The sequence below is a fragment of the Desulfovibrio desulfuricans genome (genome assembly GCF_024460775.1).
GTDB lineage: Bacteria > Desulfobacterota > Desulfovibrionia > Desulfovibrionales > Desulfovibrionaceae > Desulfovibrio > Desulfovibrio desulfuricans_E.
Genome location: NZ_JANFYZ010000004.1, coordinates 46,058 through 64,967, shown reverse-complemented (window position 1 = coordinate 64,967; position 18,910 = coordinate 46,058). Strand labels below are relative to the sequence as shown.

The following is an 18,910-nucleotide window of genomic DNA, read 5'->3' as shown; positions in this document are numbered from 1 at the left end:
CGGCAGGGGTTTCCCTGCCGGATGTTTGATTTCAGGGCGCGTGCAGGCCGCAGAGCCTACGCCCCAGCCAGCCCATTACCGATCATGGTTTCGGGCCGCACGATGTTGTCAAACTGTTCCGCGGTCACGCTTCCCAGCTCCAGCGCCGCCTGCCTGAGGGTGAGCCCCTCCGCCGAGGCCTTTTCTGCAATTTTTGCCGCCTGCTGGTAGCCGATGACGGGCGAAAGCGCCGTGACCAGCATCAGGGAATTATTGACGAACGAATCAATTTTCGCCCTGTTGAGCCTTGTGCCTTCAACGGAATGTTCCCTGAACTTGCGGCAGCCGTCGCCCAGAATATTTATGGATTGCAGCACGTTTTTGATGGCTACGGGGCGCATGACATTGAGTTCAAAATTGCCCTGGCTGCCCGCAATGGCCACGGCGCTGTCGTTGCCCATGACCTGTATGGCGATCATGATCAGGGCCTCGCACTGGGTGGGGTTGATCTTGCCGGGCATGATGGACGAGCCGGGTTCGTTTTCCGGCAATTGCAGTTCGCCCAGCCCGCAGCGCGGGCCAGCCGCCAGCCAGCGCATGTCGTTGGCTATTTTGACCAGAGCCACGGCCAGCCCCCGCAGGGCGGCGCTGAAGCGCACAATGGCGTCCTGGGAGGCAAGGGCCATGAACTTGTTGGGCGCTGTGACAAAGGGCTTGCCCGTGATGCTCGCCAGTTCTTCCGCAACTGCCATGCTGAAGCCCTTTGGCGCGTTCAGCCCGGTGCCCACGGCGGTGCCGCCCAGAGCCAGGGGGTAGAGTCCCTCGCGGGCGGTCTGGATGTCCGCAACGCAGGCCCGCAGTTGGGCGGCATAGCCAGACCATTCCTGCCCCACGCTGAGGGGCACTGCATCCTGCAAGTGGGTGCGGCCAATCTTGACCACGTCCATCCACTGCACGGCCTTGCGTTCCACTGCATCGGCCAGGGCTTCCACCTCCGGCAGCAGACGCGCATCGCAGCTCTGCACAGCAGCCAGATGCATGGCCGTAGGAAAGGCGTCGTTGGACGACTGGCTCATGTTCACATCATCATTGGGGCCAACGGGTTTCTGACTGCCCATGACGCCGCCGAGCAACTGGATGGCGCGGTTGGACAGCACCTCGTTCACATTCATGTTGGTCTGGGTGCCGGAACCAGTCTGCCACACATAGAGGGGAAAATGTTCGTCCAGCAGGCCGTCCATGCCTTCCTGCGCAGCGCGGTCAATGGCCTGTGCCTTCCAGCCGGGCAGCCGCCCCATGCGGGCGTTGACCTGTGCGCTGGCCTTTTTGATCAGGCAGAGGGCGCGGCAGATTTCCAGCGGCATCTTGTCGTCGCCAATGGAAAAATGTTCGAGCGAGCGCTGCGTCTGCGCACCCCAGTAACGGTTGGCAGGCACCATGACCTGCCCCATGCTGTCAAATTCTTCGCGTTCTCCAGCGGCGTCTATGCCCACAGGAAGATCAAGAACAGAGGGTTCTTTTTGTGCTGTACTGCCCACGGCGCGCTCCTCCCTGCACGAACAACGGCCCCCGGCCCGCTCCTTGCGAAGCGGCTGACCGGGGGCCGTTCTGTGCCGTTATACGGTGCTGTGCTAGAAGCCCTTGGCCCCCATGAGGCAGGCGAGGTCGCACACGCGGTTGGAATAGCCCCATTCGTTGTCGTACCAGGCCACAATCTTGACAAGGCGGCCTTCCTGCACGGTGGTGTAGGGGGCTTCAAGAATGGAAGAATGCGGGTCGCCCTTGAAGTCCATGGAGACCAGGGGTTTTTCGTTGTAAGCCAGAATGCCCTTGAGGTAGGTTTCCGAAGCTTCCTTGAGTTCGCCGAGCAGGCTTTCGGTGTCGGTGGATTTTTCCAGAATGCCCGAAAAGTCCACAACCGAAACCGTGGGCGTGGGCACACGCAGCGAATAGCCCGTGAACTTGCCCTTGAGTTCGGGAATAACCTTGGCTACTGCCTGAGCCGCGCCGGTGGAGGTGGGGATGATGTTGCAGGCGGCGGCGCGGGCGCGACGCGGGTCCTTGTGGGCCATGTCGAGAATTCGCTGGTCGTTGGTATAGGCATGGATGGTGGTCATGTTGCCCATCTGGATGCCGAATTTGCGCTGCAACACAAGAGCCACCGGGGCAAGGCAGTTGGTGGTGCACGAGGCGTTGGACACGACGTGGTGCTTGGCCGGGTCGTACTGCTCGTGGTTCACGCCCATGACGATGGTGATGTCTTCGTCCTTGGCGGGGGCGGTGATGATGACCTTTTTTGCGCCGTTTTCAATATGCACGGCCGCCTGGGTGGCAGAGCGGAAGATGCCCGTGCTTTCCACCACGATGTCAACATCATGCGCGCCCCAGGTAAGCTGCTTGGGGTCGCGCTCTGCAAAGCAGTGGATGTTCCAGTCGCCTACTGTGGCGTCCTGACCGTTGACCTTGGCGTCAAGGTTGGCACGTCCATAGACGGAATCGTATTCCAGCAGGTGGAAATTGGATTCCGCGTCAAACAGGTCGTTGATGGCAACCACTTCCACTTTGTCGCGGTAGCTCTGGTGCAGGGCGCGGAAAACCTGCCGCCCAATACGGCCAAAGCCGTTGATGCCTACTTTGATTCTGCTCATATGCAAGTTCCTCATAGCGTAGAGGGAAAAATCGTTGTCGTGCGCTGCCGCCGGAATTCAACGGCTCAAATTTGCAAAGCGCATGCACTGCGCCCGACTGTTCTGGCCCCGGACGAAAGCCCTGCCACTTTTAGGCAATGCCTTTGCTGCACGGGCTGTTGAAAACCTGCCAGGCAGCCGGGACAAAATCGCCTGTGCGCGGCCTAGTCTTCGTAGAGAGAGTAGGCGTGTTTGGCCATCAGCTCGTAATTGTTGCGCAGGGCTTCATGCAGGCGGGAGTTTTCAATGGCCAGCGCCGAAATGGCAGCCACGGCTTCCATGAAGGTTTCCTCGTCGGCGCTGAATTCGCGCTCCACGTCGGAGTACACGCGGATGAGGCCAATGGCTTTGCCGTCAGCCATGAGGGGGGAGGACAGCACGGAAACAAGGCCTTCGGCCTTGGCCGATTCCGGGTACTGAAAACGCCCGTCGGCGGTGGCGTCCTTAAGGTGAATGGTCTTGCCGGAAAGCACTTCGCCGTCAAGGCCGCTGCGTTTCACTTCCACCGGGCCTTTACGCATGTAGGTGGAGGAAAGGCCGTGGGCGGCGCTGGGCAGCAAGAAGCGTCCGGTGCTGTCCAGCAGACGGATGGTGCTTGCTTTGCAGCCCATGGTAACGGCGGTTTGCTCGGTGATTTTGTGCAGAACTTCGCGGGGCTCAAGGCTGGAGTTGATAACCAGCGCCACATCCCTGAGCGCACGGAAATAATCGTGTGCCATAGGTGCCTCCTGAGGAAAGCGTTTCGACAGGTATTAAAGCCTGCCGCGCATGAATTGTTGATCTGGTTTGTAACACGTTTTCCAGTTCCAACTATGCGCTATTTTTCTGCATCAGGCAAATGTGGTGTGGCATGGCCCGGCGAATATGCCATAAACAGGCAAGAGTGCACCAATGCAGCGCTATTTCAGGAGGCTGCTGGCCGGGATACTTGCATTGGCAGGATCCTTTCTGGGCAGCGCAGCAAAATTGCCGCAGGCTCTTATCGATCTGTCCGCGCAGGGAAGCCGAACGTTGAGAAAACGCGGCTTGGCGCACCCTCAGGCGTTCTTGCTTTGCCCCCTAAGCCTTGGGCCCTTAAGCCTTGGGCTTGACCGGGGCCTTCATGCTGATCTGGCCTTCAATGATGCCGCCTTCTTCCGTAAGCAGATTGGGCGTGACAACCTGACCTTCGAGCACCCCGGAGCTGTAAACCACGATGCGGCGTTTGGCCGTCACATCGCCGGTGAAGTGGCCGGAAAGCAGCAGTTCACCCACATCAAGGGTGCCCTGCACCTGAGCATCCTTGCCCACGTTGAGCGTACCGTCACTGACAATTTCGCCAGTATAGCGGCCTTCAATGCGCACAGTGCCCTTGAAGTTGAGCTTGCCTTCATAGACGGTATCGGAGCCGAGGTACGCTATTTCGTCCTTTGCCACGTTTATCCCCTTTGGCTTTACAGTTAGCTTTTAAACATGAAACGTCGCATGGACACGTTGAGTACAATGCCAAGCAGTGTGAAGTTGACCACCGTGGCGCTGCCGCCGTAGCTGATGAAGGGCAAGGGAATGCCCACCACCGGCATGAGGCCTATGACCATGCCCATGTTGATAAAAATCTGCCAGAAAAAGTAAAAAAACACCCCAACCACCAGGGTACTGCCAAAGCGATCCTTGGCCTGAACTGCGGTTGAGAAGATGGAAAGCAAAAACAGGCAGAACAGCGTGACCAGAGCCACGCAGCCCACAAAACCCCATTCCTCGCCAAAAACAGCCACGGCAAAGTCGGAGTGGCGTTCGGGCAGAAAGCGCAACTGGCTCTGCGTGCCTTCGCGAAAACCCTTGCCCCACAATTCGCCCGATCCAATGGCAATGCGCGACTGGATGATGTGATACCCTGTGCCGCGCGGGTCGTTGCCGGGGTCCAGAAACGTCAGGATGCGCTGGCGCTGGTAATCGTGCATACCCACAAACCACATGAAGGCCACAGCGGCTGGCGCTACCAGCAGGCATGTTTTGAGCACGTAGCCCTTAAGCCCGTGGAACAGGATCATGCCGCCCATGATCAGCAATATGAGCAGGGTAGTGCCCAGATCGGGCTGAACGATGATAAGCCCGCAAGGAATAAGGCCCACGCAAAGCACGCTGCAAAAATTTTTCCAGCCCAGGGGGCGGCTGTCGCGCGCCAGCAGGCGCGCCACCAGAACCAGCACGGAAAGCTTGGCCATTTCTGAAGGCTGCAAGCTCATGAAACCCAGCGAAATCCAGCGCTTGGCACCGTAGACTGTTTTGCCCGCAATGGGCACCAGCAGCAGAAGAAAGACGGTTATGAGAAAGAAAGGCCAGGCAAGGTTGCGCAACTGGCGGTAGTCAAAAACCATTGCCAGCAGCATGCATACCACGCCGCACAGGCCCCAGATCAGCTGGCGCTGATAAAAGGAATTGAATGCCAGGCCAGATTCCACGCGCGTACCGCTGGCGGAATACAGGTTGCCCACGCCCACAAGATAGAGCAGCAGCATACAGGCCAGAAGGCCCCAGTTGATATAGCTGAAAAGGCGATTATCCATGCCGCTTGTCCGCTTGTCAGGAATGCGTGGTTGCAGGGTGGTCTGAAAAGGCTTGTCCATGTGCCGCGCACCGCAACACTCCTTGCCCGTGGCGGGCCTTGCTGCGATTGTTGGCTGCGCTCTTGCCATTGGAGCAAACATTGTTTGCGCCTGTGCGCGGTGCCGGCTCTTTGCGCATGTTGCCTAGTCCGTGGGGTCTACGGCTGCGGTTGGGGCGGGCAACACGATCATGGGCGCGTTGGGGTCAGGCCCGAAAAGATAGTCGTAAACCTTGCGGGCCACAGGGCCAGCCACACTTGAACCGCCGCCGCCGTGTTCTACCATGACAATAACCACGTAGGTTTTGCCGTCTTTAACACCCCAGGTGGCAATCCAGGCGTGGTCACGCTGGGCGTATTCCATTTCTGACATTTTCAGGCGGCGGTCGCCCGCGGCCATCTTGAGTTTGACCACCTGCGCCGTGCCTGTTTTACCGCCCATGTCGGCATCCTTGCGGCCCACAACCTTGGCTGTGCCGCCGTTGGCAGTGCGGCGCATGGCCTCCACCACAAACTTGAGCGTTTCAGGCTTGGCGGGTACGCGCCCGCGCACTTCGCGGGTGGCGTCATCCACAAGCTGGGGCTTGAGCAGATCGCCGCCGTTGAGCAGGGCCGAAACAAATACTGCTACCTGCACCGGTGTCACCAGGGTGTAGCCCTGGCCGATGGACACGTTGTAGGTTTCACCGCGTGTCCACGGGCGACCAAAACGCCGCCGTTTCCAGTCGCGCGAAGGCACAAGACCCGATTTTTCGTGCGGCAGATCAATGCCTGTAGGCCGCCCGAATCCACAAGCCTTGGCGAATTCTTCCAACTTGTCAATGCCCAGGCGGTCGCCCATCTGGTAGAAATAGACGTCGCAGGAGTCGATGAGCGCGTGCACGAGGTCTTCCGAGCCGTGCCCGCCACGCTTCCAGCAGCGGAAAATCTGGTTGCCCAGCTTGACCTGACCGGGGCAGAACACGCTTTCGCGCGGGTTAACGCCCTTTTCAAGCAGCATGGTGGCCATAACCAGCTTCCATACGGAACCTGGGGGGTACACGCTCTGGATAACGCGGTTCTGCAAGGGAAAGCGGTTGTTGGTGCGCAGGGCGTCCCAGTCGCGTTGCGAAATGCCCGCAGCAAAAAGATTGTTGTCGTAGGCCGGGGATGTCACCAGCGCGCGCAGTTTGCCGCTGTCCGGCTCCATGACCACGATGCAGCCAGCCTCGCCGCCGAGGGCGTCCCAGGCGGCCTTTTGCAGGCCCGCATCGAGCGAAAGATGTATTTCGTGCCCGCCGCGCGGTTCATCGCGCAGGGTCTTGCCAAGCACCCGGGCGTGGGCGTCAACCTCGACATCGTACAATCCCTTGCGGCCCCGCAACTGCTTTTCCAGCTCCAGTTCCAGCCCTTGCTTGCCCACCAGATCGCCCATGGCAAGGGCGCTGTCCGCGGCCATTTCCTGCTCGTTGGCTTCTGCAACGTAGCCAAGAATATGGGCGAAAAGTTCTTTCTCGGGGTAGCTGCGCTTGGTGCGCACCACAATTTCAAGCCCCGGCCATTCGTGAATCTCGGATTCAATGCGGGCCACAAGGTCAAAGTCGATATCGGTGATGAGCAGCAGAGGCTCAAAGGGTTTGACCTTGAAGCGGTCCTGCCGGAACTTGTCCCAGACCTGCTGGAGGGGAATGCCCGACCATTCGCTTATCTGGGCCAGGGTGGCCGGGATGTCGTGGCAGTCTTCGCGTACGATGGAAAGGCCGTAGGCGGTGCGGTTGTCGGCCAGCACCTTGCCCTTGTCGTCCATGATGCGCCCGCGCGGGGCAAAGATGCGCTCAATGCGCAGGCGGTTGTCCTGCGCCTGACGCGCAAACTCTTCACCCCTGTGCACCTGCAAATACCAGAAGCGCACCACAAGCACAAAAAACATCAGACCCACCAGAACCTGAAGCAGGATTGCGCCCGCGCGCGGCGGCTGATAGCCCTCGCTCTCGACCTGAATCTTGAGCCAGGAGCGAATGCCCTTATGCTGCGCCTTGTCTTTGTGCGCCAGCAGCGAGGTATTGTCAGTTTTCCTGATCATCGGGGTTCCAGTGGCGGGTGGCCACCAACAGCCGCCAGGCGAAGGGCACAAAGATGGCCTGAATCAGGCTTGTGTCCAGGGTTCCCTGCACATCGAAAGGCAGGTTCTGCAAAGGGGCCATGAGCCACGCAATGGCGTAGTATGCGGCGCCCAGGCAGGCTGACAGCAAAAAGACAAAAATGAAATTTTCCACTTCAAACAGCCAGCGGCCCATCTTGAACAGCAAAATGACTGCGGCATACCAGACAATGACGGCCCCGAAGGGGCGCGTGCCCATGCCTTCCTGCAACAGGATGAACACGGGCAGCAGCCAGAGCATATTTTTATAATCCCGTTCCTGCAACAGGATGATCAGGCCAACCGTGAGCACATCAAGCCCCGGTACCGCCGCCTGCAAAACAATGGCGCAGGCCATGAAAAAGGCCCACCATGCAATGCTGCGGAGCGTCCTCATGGCGTGGCGCTTTTGGGCGCGGGCGGGCCCACGAATTCTTTGGGAGCTTCGCTGGGTTCCAGCGGGCGGGGCGCGCCGGTGGATTCGAGCAGCAGCACTTCTTCAAGGTGTTGCAGGTCAACCAGCGGTTCTGCCTTGATGGCCATGAACTGGGTGTAGTCCGAAGGAGCCACGCGCAGTACGCGCGCCACAGGTATGCCCTTGGGGTACTTGCCGTCCAGACCGGAGGTGATGATTATTTCGCCGGGCTTGACCTTGGCATCGCGCTGCACAAAGTTGACTTCAAGCTTTTGGCCCGTGCCCATGCCCATGAGGATGCCGGGAGCCCGGCTTTCCTGCGAAAAAACGGCTATGCGGCTGCTGGGATCAGTGAGCAGCAACACAATGGAACTGTGGGCGCTGGCCTTGAGAACGCGGCCAACCAGGCCAAGGTGCGTGACCAGCGGCGTGCCCGGACGCCCGCCCGTGCTGTAACCCCGGCTGATGGTGATGCTGTCCAGAACGGCGTTGGGGCCCATGCGGCCGGAAAGAACGCGGGCTCCAAGGGGACGCCATGTCTGGTCTACCGGCAGTTGCACCAGCGCGCGCAGGCGTTTGAGCTCGGCCAGATCTTCGCCATTGGCAAGCAGGCGCGCTTCGAGTTCGTCCACCTTTTGCTTGAGGGCTTCGTTTTCTTCGCGCACGCCCACAAGGTCAAAATAGCGATCCCACATGTTTTCCGCAGCGTCCTGCGCCGAACGAACGGGCGTGAGCACCGCGCCGGTGATTTCAAGCCCCAGTTTCGCGGCCAGGTCGTCCAGAACGCGCGTGCGCTGATTCCAGGAATACATGCCCAGAAACAGGATGAGCAAAATGCCCGCGAGGAGGAGAAGACGCCGCAGTGTCACAGGCGGAAGCTCCTGAAAGCCGGTGCGGAATAAATCGCGCCCCTGTACCGGAGACGCAGAACCGGAAGCTCGTGTTCCGGCATTGCGTCAGCCGCACAGGGGCGCGAGGACAAGGTCGGTTCTAGTCGATGCACACTTCTTTAAGAATGTGCAGGTTGTCCAGCGCTTTGCCGGTACCCACCACAACCGTGGACAAGGGATCGTCCACAACAGTAATGGGCAACGAGGTTTCTTCGCGCAGCAGTTGGTCAAGGCCCTTGAGTAGCGCGCCGCCGCCCGTGAGCACAATGCCCCTGTCCACAATATCCGCCGCCAGTTCCGGCGGGGTCTGTTCCAGGGCGATGCGCACAGCCTGAACAATACTGTCCACCTGTTCAGAAATGGCTTTGCGCACTTCTTCAGAGGTGATGATAATATTCTGCGGAATACCCGTCACAAGGTCGCGTCCCTTGACTTCGATCTGCTGTTCCGGATCGAGCGGATAGGCGGATGCGATCTTGATCTTGATTTCTTCAGCGGAAGATTCGCCGATGAGCATGTTATACTTGCGCTTGACGTGGGTCATGATGGCTTCGTCCATCTTGTCGCCGCCCACGCGCACAGAGCGCGAGTACACAATGCCCGAAAGGGAGATGACCGCCACTTCAGTGGTGCCGCCGCCGATATCCACCACCATGTTGGAGGTGGGTTCCTGAATGGGCAGATCCGCGCCGATGGCCGCTGCCATGGGTTCTTCGATGAGGTACACTTCACGTGCGCCAGCGGACTGGGCCGACTCTTTCACGGCGCGCTTTTCCACCTGGGTGATGCCCGTAGGTACGCAAATCATGATGCGCGGGCGCACAAGACGCCGCGAATTGTGAACCTTGGCGATAAAGTGGCGCAGCATGGCCTCGGTAACTTCAAAGTCGGCGATAACGCCGTCCTTCATGGGGCGGATAGCCCAGATGTTGCCAGGGGTTCTGCCCAGCATGCGCTTGGCATCGTGCCCAACGGCAAGAACTACATTGTTGCCGCGCGGGTCTTTTTTGACCGCAACCACAGAGGGCTCGCGCAACACAATTCCCTGCCCCTTGACATAAACGCAGGTGTTGGCTGTGCCAAGGTCAATGGCCAGGTCATTGGAAAACAATCCTAGTGCGAAATCCAGAATTTTGGACATTACTCTAACTTGCCTCGCTGTGCTGGTGTGCTACCTTACCGTCATGTTGAAACAACTCCCGCACCCGGCGAGGCGAAGAGGCCTGGAGTGGGGGCGCTGTTGGAATTGGTAACGTCAGGCTGAAAACTGTTCTGCTAAAACTGGCATGAAGTCAAGACGGTGGACGCAGGGTTAAAATATTTGTCCCGCCGGAAGGCGCGGAAATAAGCCTTCAAGGGACGCAAACATGCAGCGCTGGCATACTCTGGCCGCTTATTATAATCAACGCTACGGCAGCCGGGTGCAAAAAATTCCACTTGACGCCGGGGCCTCCTGCCCCAACCGCGACGGTACGCTTTCGTTTTCCGGCTGCATGTTTTGCAATGCCAATGGATCCGGCTCTGGCCGTGCAAAACAGGGCGATTCCCTACTGCAACAGTGGAATTACTGGCGCTCCATATATCTGCGGGACGACCCCAATACGCGCTTTATTGCATATCTGCAATCCTTCTCCAACACGTATGGGCCATCAGAACGCCTGCAACAACTGCTCCAAACCGTTCGGCAACTGCCCGGCTGTTTTGGAATAGCCGTAGGAACCCGCCCCGACTGTCTTGATGACGAAAAGCTCGACCTGCTCGCAGCCCTTGATTGCGACCTCTGGCTGGAATTGGGCCTGCAAACGGTCCATGACCAGACCCTTGCCCGCATTAACCGGGGCCATTCCGCAGCCAGCGCTGAAAATGCCGTGCGCATGGCTGCTGCGCGCGGTATTGCCGTATGCGCTCACCTCATGGCCGGTCTGCCCGGCGAAGATGAAGGACATTTTCTGCAAAGTCTGGAATGGGCGCTCTCCCTGCCGATAAGCGGGCTCAAACTGCACAACGTTTACGTGCCCAAGGGGACGGAACTTGCCCGCCAGTACACCGCAGGCCAGTACCACCCCCTCTGGCGCGATGAATATGTCGATCTTCTCTGCGCCGCCCTGCCGCGCATCCCTTCGCACATCGTCATTCACCGCCTCCAGAGCGACCCGGCCCCCGGTGAACTGCTGGCCCCGGCCTGGGCCACGGACAAACGCGGCCTTCTGGGAGATTTGCGGCGGGCGCTGGGGGCGAGGGAGTTGTGGCAAGGGAAGTTCTGCGACTCCCCCGAGGTGTGTCCGGCGGTCTTTTTGAGCGCTGGCGGCGTCAGTGTGGATTTTTGATCGGGTCGAGTACGGTCAGAATACACTCCCCTCGCAAAAATAACTACTTCCTTGCCAGCGCCTAAAAATCTTCGCCGGACACCATAAGTTGCCTCTGGGGGCTTGTTGCGTCATTAACGGCTTTGCTTAGCTGGTTCCACAGGACCTCCTGTTGGTTTCACTTGGTGTTGCCGCAAATCTACTCGTTTTTTTCTGGTCAAAAAAACTCCACCCCTTTGTAATATTATAGGGTTAACATGCTGGAGCCGTCCTGCGGCGTATGGACATTTATTTGGCTTTATGCTGGTATACCAGTTATGAAGCAGACAAACACCAAGGCATCTTCCACAGCGTATGAGGCCATCCGTTCCATGATCGCGCAGGGGCAGCTCAGCCCCGGCGAAGAACTGTCGGAACGCAGCCTGGCTGAAAGCCTGCAACTTGGGCGCACGCCAGTACGCGAGGCCATCAAGGATCTGTGCAGGGAGGGCGTTCTCATGAGCGTTCCTCTGCGGGGCACCTTTGTGCAGCGCCTGTCTGTGGAAGACCTGAAAGAAATCCACGAGGTGCGCCTGGCGCTCGAAGGCATGGCCGCCAAGCTGGCCGCAGAAAAAGGCGGCAGCCCTGAGCTGCGCGCCTGCCTTGCCGAGCTTCAGGCCCTGCCCGATGGGCCGGAGCTTGATACCTTTGAAGCGCAGCGCATCGGCTGGGACTTCCACAAAGCCATATTTCAGGCCGCTGGCAACACGCGGCTGGCAAAACTCTATGCAGACGTGCGCGTACAGAACTCCTTGGCCATGCAGCGCGTCAAAAATTACGATGCAGAACGGACACGCGTGGTGATCAAGGAACATATCGCCATTGGCAATGCCATTCTGGATCGCAATCAAACACTGGCTCACCAGCTTGTCTGGGATCATCTGCAAAAGGCCATGGAAACGAAACTGCGCTCACTGCTTGCAGTTCTCGGCTAATCCTGACCGCTGAGCATCACAAGACGTTTTACGTGCAAGGAACAGAGGGGGAAGAGAGGCGATGGAAATGACAAAAACCAGCAAAAAGCGGCCCATTCCGCTGCCAATTCAGATGGTGCTCGGCCTTGTTCTGGGCATTGTGTTCGGCTTTCTCGCGCCGCACTTTTCCCAGGCCCTGGCCCCGGTGGGTACGGCCTTTGTGCAGGCCATCAAGATGATCGTGGTGCCGCTGGTGTTCACGGCCATCACCCTTGGCATCTACCAGATGGGCAACAGCGCCAAGCAGTTGGGTAAGGTTTCCGTTATCAGCCTGCTCTATTTTTTCATTGCCACGGTGGTTGCGATCATCATTGGCCTTGCCCTCAACGGCATGTTCCACCCCGGTGTGGGCGTCAATCTGTCGCACACCGCAGAACTGCCCAAGAACATCAATACCACGGTCAACTGGACAAAGTTTTTCCTCGACATGATCCCCTCCAACGTGTTTGCGGCCATGTCCGGCACCAACCTTCTGCCAGTGCTGGTGTTTGCAGTGCTGCTGGGCCTTGCGCTGGCCTCCACCGGCAGCAGGGCAAAGCCTCTGGTTGATGTGCTGGATGCCCTGATGGGAGCTGTTTTCAAACTCACGGGCTGGATCATCGCCCTGTCCCCCATCGCCATTTTTGCCATCATTGCCTGGCTGTTTTCCACGCAGGGCATGCACACCATTTTGGCCCTGCTCAAACTGGTATTGGTCATGTATCTGGGGCTTGGCGTACTGCTGGTGCTGTTTGCCATTTTGATGCTCTGCATTGGCGAGCAGCCCCTCAAGACCGCCAAGGCCGTGAGCGAACCAGTTATTCTGGCTTTTGCCACGCGTTCGTCAGAGGCGACACTGCCCCTGCACATGGAAAAGCTGGTGGAAATGGGCGTTCCCAAGGCCGTGGCCTCGGTGGTGCTGCCCCTGGGCTACGCCTTCAACCGCGACGGCTCCATCATGTATTTTGCGCTGGCCGTGGGTTTCCTGGCGGATGCCTATAACATTCCCCTGGACCCCAGCACCCTGCTTTCCATCATCGTGGTGACCACGCTTGCCAGCAAGGGCAGCGCCAACGTGCCCTCCGGCGGTCTTGTGGCCATTGCCATGGTGCTGACCACCATCGGCATTCCTGTGGAAGCCCTGGCCATCATCGCGGGTGTGGACGCTTTTCTGGACATGGGCCGTACAGCCGTCAACGTGGTCAGCAACACCGTCGCGGTGAAGCTTGTCATGCGCTGGGCGGGCATTGCCTACGAACCGGTGGAAGAAACCGCTGAAGTCTAAAAGGTGACATTCATGCCTGTAGTCGATCTGCGCAGTGATACCCTGACCGTTCCCACCGAGGCCATGCGCGCCGCCATGCGCGAGGCCGAAGTGGGCGATGACGGCCGTGTTGACGCGGAAGGGCGCGGCGGCGACCCCACAGTCAATCGGCTGGAAGATCATGCCGCCGAACTGCTGGGCAAGGAAGCCGCGCTTTTTTGCCCGTCGGGAACCATGGCCAATCTCGTTGCGCTGGCTACGTGGTGCGAGCGTGGGGATGCTGCGGCTCTGGAGCCGGACCTGCATGTGTTCCGCACCGAAAAGTCGCCCTTCATGGAAAAGTTCCTGGGCGTTCAGTCGGTGTTTTACACGCGGGATGCGGAGGGCATGCCCGAAGTCGCGTCCTTTGCATCCGCCTGCGCGACGCCGGACGTCAAGCTGGCCTGTGTGGAAAACAGCCACAACTTCGGCGGCGGCATCTGCGTGTCGCTGGCGCGGCAGCAGGCGCTCGCCGTTACGGCCCGTAAGGCGGGGATTCCCGTGCATATGGACGGCGCGAGGCTGTTCAACGCTGCCGTGGCCCTCGGGGTGGATGCCGCTCATCTGGCCGCCTGCGCGGACAGCGTGATGTTCTGTCTTTCCAAGGGGCTGGGCGCGCCGTTCGGTTCTGTGCTGTGCGGAACGCGCGAGTTTATCGCCAAGGCGCGTCAGACGCGCAAGCTGCTTGGCGGCGGCATGCGGCAGGCGGGCATTATGGCGGCTGCCGGGCTGGTGGCCCTGCGCACGGGTATTGAGCGCCTTGCGGAAGACCACGAAAACGCCCGCCATCTCGGCGCGGCGCTGGCGGCCTATGACGAGTTTGTGCTCACGCCTGTGCAGAGCAATATTGTGATGCTGGATATAAGCGCTTCCGGCAGGTCTTCAGAATGGTTCGAGCAACAGCTTGCGCCTCTGGGGCTGCTGGCAAAGGGCATGGGCAAGGATCACCTGCGGCTGACAACCTACAGTGGCGTGGGGCGTCAGGATATGGCGCGAGCCATTGAGGCCTTTGAGCGCTTTATGGAAGAAAACCGCGCCCTGTGGAAGTAAGACCTGCCAGTAAACTGCCGCTGAAATAAACAACAAAGCCGCGCCGATGGTCATAACGACTGTCGGCGCGGCTTTGTTTGCGAGTTTGCTGGCTAATCTACGGTGAGAATGACGGAAAAAGCCTTGAAAAATACCGTTACAGTCTGCCCGGCCACAAGATTGATGGGGTTTTCCGGCCCACAGTTGCGCAGGGCGCAGACCTGACTGCCTTCGCCAAGCGCCACCAGAATTTCGGCCACCATTTCATCTTCCCGTACCCGTTCCACCACGCCTGTAAAGCAGTTCTCCGCCGGAGGGGAGCTTTTGGGCGAGAGTTCTCCACCCTGCACCAGCACCCAGGGGGCCTTGATGCTGGCATTGACCAGCTTGCCCTCATTGAGGGCCAGGGTCTTGGCGCTTTCGTCCGTAATGAGCGAGGCCACGCGCAGACCGCCTGCGGTGCGCAGCACCACTTCTACCAGCAGCCCGCTCTGGCGCAATGAGGTTATGCGCCCCTGAAAGACGTTGCGCGCACTGGTTTTCATGGGTCGCTCCCTTTGCAGTTGTTCGCGCAGCAGACGTTTGGCCTCCTGCGGGTCGCAGCGGACAATGCCGCTCTGACCGGGCGCGGATCGCCGGCCAAGAAAAATATCCACCACGGGCAGGGGCAAGCCTTGCCTGCCCAGCTCAAGGGCGCGGGTATGGCGCAGGGCGCGGGCGCTCAAAAGGCCCTTGGGCAGGCCGCAGGCCGCACCGCACTGTTGCAGGCAGCGGCGCACATAACTGGCGTCGCAGCGCATGAGCTCGCGGGTTTCAGGAAACAGCGCCGGGTCTTCCAGCACGCGCTTGAGGCGGCGGCTGATGGTAAGCGGCAGGGGAACCTCGCGCCCTGGGGCCTCATTGCTGCCCGGCACATGGATAACGCCGTCCTGAAAATCAAGGTGCGCAGGCATGATCTCAAAAATTTCCACAAGCCGCAGGGCCGCGTAGCGCAGCAGCATGAAAATCAGCCACATGCGCAGGCGGGGGCGTTTTTCGCGCGGGCCACGGGCGGCGCTGGCCCGTTCCCACAGCCATGTTTCCACGGCCAGCAGCTCGCGCGGGCTGATGCGTCCTGTATCCTGCAGCAGAGCGGCAGAGTCCCGCCGCATAAGGCGTTGGCGCAGCCATGCCCTGTCTGCGGAAGAGAGGGAGCGCAAAAGCGCGGCCATTTCCTCACGGTTTTTGTTTTTTTCCATGCTGATTCCCGTCAGTTTTCCTGCCTTATACAAGTAAAACCCTTTTGTTGTACAGTGTTCACGCTTTCATCAAAAAACGTGACTGTATTGCTCGCCTTCAAGGGTTCTGTACTGTTGGCGTATAAACCGCGCTTCTGGCGCACGGAGGAATTTCATGAAAAAGACTGCATACGCTCGTGGGGCCTTTTGCCGCATAGCTTTGGCGCTGGGTTGCGTGGCCCTGCTCAGCCTTCCCGTTCAGGCTGCGGAAATGACCGTTTCTGCCGCTGCCAGCCTTACCAATGCCTTTAACGAAATCAAGGGCGTGTTTGAAAAGAAGCACACCGGCTTGCAGGTGCACACCAATTACGCCGCCTCCAATCCGCTGCTCAAACAGATTCAGGAAGGCGCGCCTGTAGATGTTTTTGCCTCTGCCGATCAGGGCACCATGGACAAGGCCGTGGCCGCCAAGGTTGTCGACCCCGCTACGCGCAAGAATTTTGCGCTCAACGACCTGGTGCTTATCGTGCCTGCTGGCTCCAAAAAGCCCACCAAGCTTGAAGATATCAAGGCCTTCAAGCGCGTTGCCATTGGCAATCCCGATTCCGTGCCTGCCGGGCGCTACACCAAGGACGCGCTGAACACCGCCAAATTGTGGGAAGCCGTGCAGCCCCAGCTTATCATGGGCAACAGCGTGCGTCAGGTGCTGGACTATGTGGCCCGCGGCGAGGTTGATGCCGGTTTTGTTTACCGCACCGATGCCAAGCAGCTGGCGGACAAGGTTGAAGTGGTCATGATTGTGGAAGGCCACGACCCCGTGAGCTACCCCATTGCCGTTGCCACCACCGGCAAGGATGCCAAGATGGGCCAGGAATTTCTGAATTTTGTGCTTTCGCCTGAAGGCCAGGCAGTGCTTGCCAAATATGGCTTTTCCAAACCATAGCGCATGAAGGCGCGGCCCGTGCCCTTGCGCGCCGGCCTGCAATGATGGATTGTGCTTACTGGCGGTTGCCGTTTTGGCAGAATCGGCAGCCGCCTTTATTATTTTTTACGCATCAACGGATATGGTCGGCGGCAGGGGGCAGAGTTGGAAATGGATTTTGACCTGGGGTTTATCTGGAGCCCGCTGGAGCTTTCGTTGCGCGTGGCGGGAGCGGCTACGGCTGTTTCCTTTGTTATGGCAACGCTGGCGGCTTGGCGGCTGGCCCGCAAAAAAGGCCCCATGCCCGCCCTGCTGGACGCCCTGTGTTCGCTGCCGCTGGTGCTGCCCCCAACGGTGCTGGGCTATTACCTCATCTTGCTGGTGGGGCGGCGCGGCGTTTTTGGACATGGACTGGCGGAACTGGGCATCAACCTGATTTTTTCCTGGCAGGGGGCTGTAGTTGCAGCCACTGTTGTGGTTTTTCCGCTTATCTACAAGTCAGCCCGCGCGGCGCTGGAGCAGGTGGACAAACATCTGGAAGACGCGGCCCGCACCCTTGGGGCCTCGGAATGGCGGGTGTTTATCAGCGTATCGTTGCCATTGGCCTGGAAGGGCATTTTTGCGGGCATCATGCTGGCCTTTGCGCGCGGCATGGGAGAATTTGGCGCAACCCTGATGATTGCGGGTAATATTCCCGGCAAGACCCAGACCCTGGCCCTCGCCATCTACGATGCCTTTCAGGCGGGCAATGACCTCCAGGCCTCCTGGCTTGTGTTTGTTACCTCCGCCGTGTGCGTGACCCTGCTGATGGCGGCGGAACTGCTTGTGAAACTCAAGAGGCGGCGCTGATGATCTCGTTGCGGCTGGTAAAAAGTTTCAGGAACGGGGTTACGCCCTTCAATCTGGACGTGTGCTACGATATCGGCGACGAGCACAAGTGCGCGGTGCTTTTTGGCCCTTCCGGTTCCGGCAAGTCGCTGACCATGCAGTGTCTGGCGGGGCTGACAAGGCCTGACGCAGGCCATATCCGCATTGGCGACTGCACCTTGTACGATGATGCACAGGGCGTGTTTGTTTCTGTGCAGAAGCGGCGTATCGGCTACATGTTTCAGGATTACGCCCTGTTTCCACACCTGAGCCTGTTGCAGAACGTGGCCTATCCGCGCACTGGCTGCTGGCCCTGGAAGGTGCGCGGCGAGGAGCGCGACAAGGCGCAGGCCATGCTGGAACGTTTGGGCATCGGGCATCTGGCTGCCCACCTGCCCTCGCAGATATCCGGCGGGCAGCGGCAGCGCGCGGCTCTGGCGCGGGCGCTCAATGCCGACCCCTTGCTTCTGCTGCTTGACGAACCTTTTTCCGCGCTTGACCCCCTGCTGCGCGAGCGCCTGCGTGAAGAACTGCTCGAACTGATGGCCGACCTGACCATTCCCGCCGTGATTATCAGTCATGACCCGGACGATGTGGATACTTTTGCGGGCGGGCTTGTGCTCTATGACCGGGGCGGCGCGCGCACGGTGCCGGATTATGCCGATCTGCGCAAGAATTTTGCCACAGCGGGCAAGTGTCTGCGGCATTTGCAGGAGCAGGAGGGGGCCTGAACAGCATGCAAAAAAAACATGTGCCCTATGCAAAAGGCCCCTGCTCGCATGACGGACAGGGGCCTTTTGCATTATGGACCAATGTTTAGCGGTTGGCCGCTTCCAGACCTGTGTCGTCAATAATCTTGGAAGATTGGGGTGAAGCGAGGTACTTCAGCAGGGCCTTTGCGCCTTCCGGATTTTTGGCCCCCTTGACCATGCCGGCGGAGAACAGCGTTACTTCCTGAACGGCTTCGGGGATCAGGCCTACAATATGGATACCTTCAATGGGCTTGAGTTCGCTGAGTTGCTGAAAACCGATCTCGGCTTCGCCACGGGCCACCACCTTGCCCACAGGCTCCGCAGGGATCATGCGGGCCTTGTCCTTGAGGGCATCCGCAAGGCCCAGCTTGGGAATCAAAACGTTGGAGATGTACTTGCCGCTGGCGCTGTCGGAATAGGCAATGCTTTTGGCGTTGAGCATGGTCTGCTTCAGGGCTTCTACGGTCGAGATATCAGGGGTGGGGGCTCCGGCCTTTACAGCCAACGCAACTTTGGAGCGCGCCAGCAGTACCGTACTTGACGGATCGACCTTGCCTTCCTTGACCAGCTTGTCGAGCGAATTGCCCACCATGATGACCACGTCAATGGGTTCCCCGCGTTCCAGGCGCTGGGGTATGGCGTTGTGGGTATCACCCATGGACGGTCCCCACGCGGATTTGAGGGTATCGCCCGTGGCTTTTTCAAACTCCGGGCAAAGCGCCTTGTAGGCGGCTGCAAAGCCGCCGGAGCTGACAACGCTGATTTCAGCAGCGCTGGCAAGGCTCGCAAGGGCCAGTAAAACCGTGCCGCATACAGTCAGACATACAGACCTGAGTATCATTTTCATC

Annotated in this window: 18 protein-coding genes; 7 read left to right on the top strand and 11 right to left on the bottom strand. The window is 59.3% G+C overall.

Features of this window, described 5'->3' with window-relative positions; genetic code table 11:
- Positions 1 to 56: 56 nt before the first annotated feature.
- The 9 genes from fumC to NE637_RS06065 all read right to left on the bottom strand — a co-directional run bounded on the left by fumC (position 57) and on the right by NE637_RS06065 (position 9,815).
- Positions 57 to 1,517, bottom strand: a complete 1,461-nt coding sequence (fumC, locus tag NE637_RS06105) for a class II fumarate hydratase (RefSeq protein WP_227118451.1) — start codon at positions 1,515 to 1,517, stop codon at positions 57 to 59.
- Positions 1,518 to 1,610: 93 nt separating this feature from the next.
- Positions 1,611 to 2,627, bottom strand: coding sequence for a type I glyceraldehyde-3-phosphate dehydrogenase (gene gap / locus NE637_RS06100; protein ID WP_022659886.1), 1,017 nt, complete (start codon positions 2,625 to 2,627; stop codon positions 1,611 to 1,613).
- 203 nt (positions 2,628 to 2,830) lie between these two features.
- A complete protein-coding gene (locus NE637_RS06095) occupies positions 2,831 to 3,385 on the bottom strand; it encodes a GAF domain-containing protein (protein WP_022659885.1) in 555 nt (184 codons plus the stop codon).
- Positions 3,386 to 3,740: 355 nt separating this feature from the next.
- Positions 3,741 to 4,082: a bactofilin family protein gene (locus tag NE637_RS06090; RefSeq protein WP_192113538.1), complete on the bottom strand. Its 342-nt coding sequence runs from the start codon at positions 4,080 to 4,082 to the stop codon at positions 3,741 to 3,743.
- A 23-nt stretch (positions 4,083 to 4,105) separates the two neighbouring features.
- On the bottom strand, positions 4,106 to 5,212 hold the full coding sequence (gene rodA / locus NE637_RS06085; RefSeq protein ID WP_192113590.1) for a rod shape-determining protein RodA: 1,107 nt from the start codon (positions 5,210 to 5,212) through the stop codon (positions 4,106 to 4,108).
- A gap of 183 nt (positions 5,213 to 5,395) precedes the next feature.
- Positions 5,396 to 7,312, bottom strand: coding sequence for a penicillin-binding protein 2 (mrdA, locus tag NE637_RS06080; protein ID WP_227118452.1), 1,917 nt, complete (start codon positions 7,310 to 7,312; stop codon positions 5,396 to 5,398).
- The gene (locus tag NE637_RS06075) at positions 7,296 to 7,766 is read right to left on the bottom strand and encodes a hypothetical protein (RefSeq protein WP_192113540.1); all 471 of its coding nucleotides are present in this window, start codon (positions 7,764 to 7,766) and stop codon (positions 7,296 to 7,298) included. The genes mrdA and NE637_RS06075 overlap by 17 nt, the downstream gene beginning before the upstream one ends.
- A complete protein-coding gene (gene mreC, locus NE637_RS06070; RefSeq protein ID WP_192113541.1) occupies positions 7,763 to 8,653 on the bottom strand; it encodes a rod shape-determining protein MreC in 891 nt (296 codons plus the stop codon). Before mreC ends, NE637_RS06075 begins: the two co-directional genes overlap by 4 nt.
- Before the next feature lie 121 nt (positions 8,654 to 8,774).
- Positions 8,775 to 9,815 (bottom strand): rod shape-determining protein, encoded by a 1,041-nt coding sequence (locus tag NE637_RS06065; RefSeq protein WP_022659878.1) that lies wholly within the window; start codon positions 9,813 to 9,815, stop codon positions 8,775 to 8,777.
- Between the two features lie 226 nt (positions 9,816 to 10,041).
- Between NE637_RS06065 and mnmL the strand changes: the two genes are divergently transcribed.
- The 4 genes from mnmL (at position 10,042) to NE637_RS06045 (ending at position 14,325) form a co-directional block, all read left to right on the top strand.
- On the top strand, positions 10,042 to 11,001 hold the full coding sequence (gene mnmL / locus NE637_RS06060; protein ID WP_227118453.1) for a tRNA modification radical SAM protein MnmL/YtqA: 960 nt from the start codon (positions 10,042 to 10,044) through the stop codon (positions 10,999 to 11,001).
- A 296-nt stretch (positions 11,002 to 11,297) separates the two neighbouring features.
- On the top strand, positions 11,298 to 11,954 hold the full coding sequence (locus NE637_RS06055) for a GntR family transcriptional regulator (protein ID WP_209818513.1): 657 nt from the start codon (positions 11,298 to 11,300) through the stop codon (positions 11,952 to 11,954).
- 67 nt (positions 11,955 to 12,021) lie between these two features.
- Positions 12,022 to 13,257 carry a dicarboxylate/amino acid:cation symporter gene (locus NE637_RS06050; protein WP_227118454.1) on the top strand — a complete coding sequence of 412 codons (1,236 nt, stop codon included), beginning with the start codon at positions 12,022 to 12,024 and terminating at the stop codon, positions 13,255 to 13,257.
- 12 nt (positions 13,258 to 13,269) lie between these two features.
- Entirely contained in the window at positions 13,270 to 14,325 is a 1,056-nt protein-coding gene (locus tag NE637_RS06045; RefSeq protein ID WP_227118455.1) for a GntG family PLP-dependent aldolase, read from the top strand.
- Between the two features lie 92 nt (positions 14,326 to 14,417).
- Here the strand turns inward: NE637_RS06045 and NE637_RS06040 are convergent, their stop codons facing one another.
- The gene (locus NE637_RS06040) at positions 14,418 to 15,542 is read right to left on the bottom strand and encodes a TOBE domain-containing protein (RefSeq protein WP_192113547.1); all 1,125 of its coding nucleotides are present in this window, start codon (positions 15,540 to 15,542) and stop codon (positions 14,418 to 14,420) included.
- A 154-nt stretch (positions 15,543 to 15,696) separates the two neighbouring features.
- On the opposite strand from NE637_RS06040, the gene modA (NE637_RS06035) reads away from it, so the two are divergent.
- The 3 genes from modA (NE637_RS06035) (at position 15,697) to NE637_RS06025 (ending at position 18,041) form a co-directional block, all read left to right on the top strand.
- Positions 15,697 to 16,464: a molybdate ABC transporter substrate-binding protein gene (gene modA, locus NE637_RS06035; RefSeq protein WP_227118456.1), complete on the top strand. Its 768-nt coding sequence runs from the start codon at positions 15,697 to 15,699 to the stop codon at positions 16,462 to 16,464.
- Between the two features lie 150 nt (positions 16,465 to 16,614).
- Positions 16,615 to 17,292 (top strand): molybdate ABC transporter permease subunit, encoded by a 678-nt coding sequence (gene modB, locus NE637_RS06030; protein WP_192113591.1) that lies wholly within the window; start codon positions 16,615 to 16,617, stop codon positions 17,290 to 17,292.
- The gene (locus NE637_RS06025; protein WP_227118457.1) at positions 17,292 to 18,041 is read left to right on the top strand and encodes an ATP-binding cassette domain-containing protein; all 750 of its coding nucleotides are present in this window, start codon (positions 17,292 to 17,294) and stop codon (positions 18,039 to 18,041) included. The genes modB and NE637_RS06025 overlap by 1 nt, the downstream gene beginning before the upstream one ends.
- Before the next feature lie 85 nt (positions 18,042 to 18,126).
- Here NE637_RS06025 and modA (NE637_RS06020) read toward each other — a convergent pair whose 3' ends face one another.
- Entirely contained in the window at positions 18,127 to 18,909 is a 783-nt protein-coding gene (gene modA, locus NE637_RS06020) for a molybdate ABC transporter substrate-binding protein (RefSeq protein ID WP_227123230.1), read from the bottom strand.
- Between the last annotated feature and the right edge of the window lies 1 nt (position 18,910).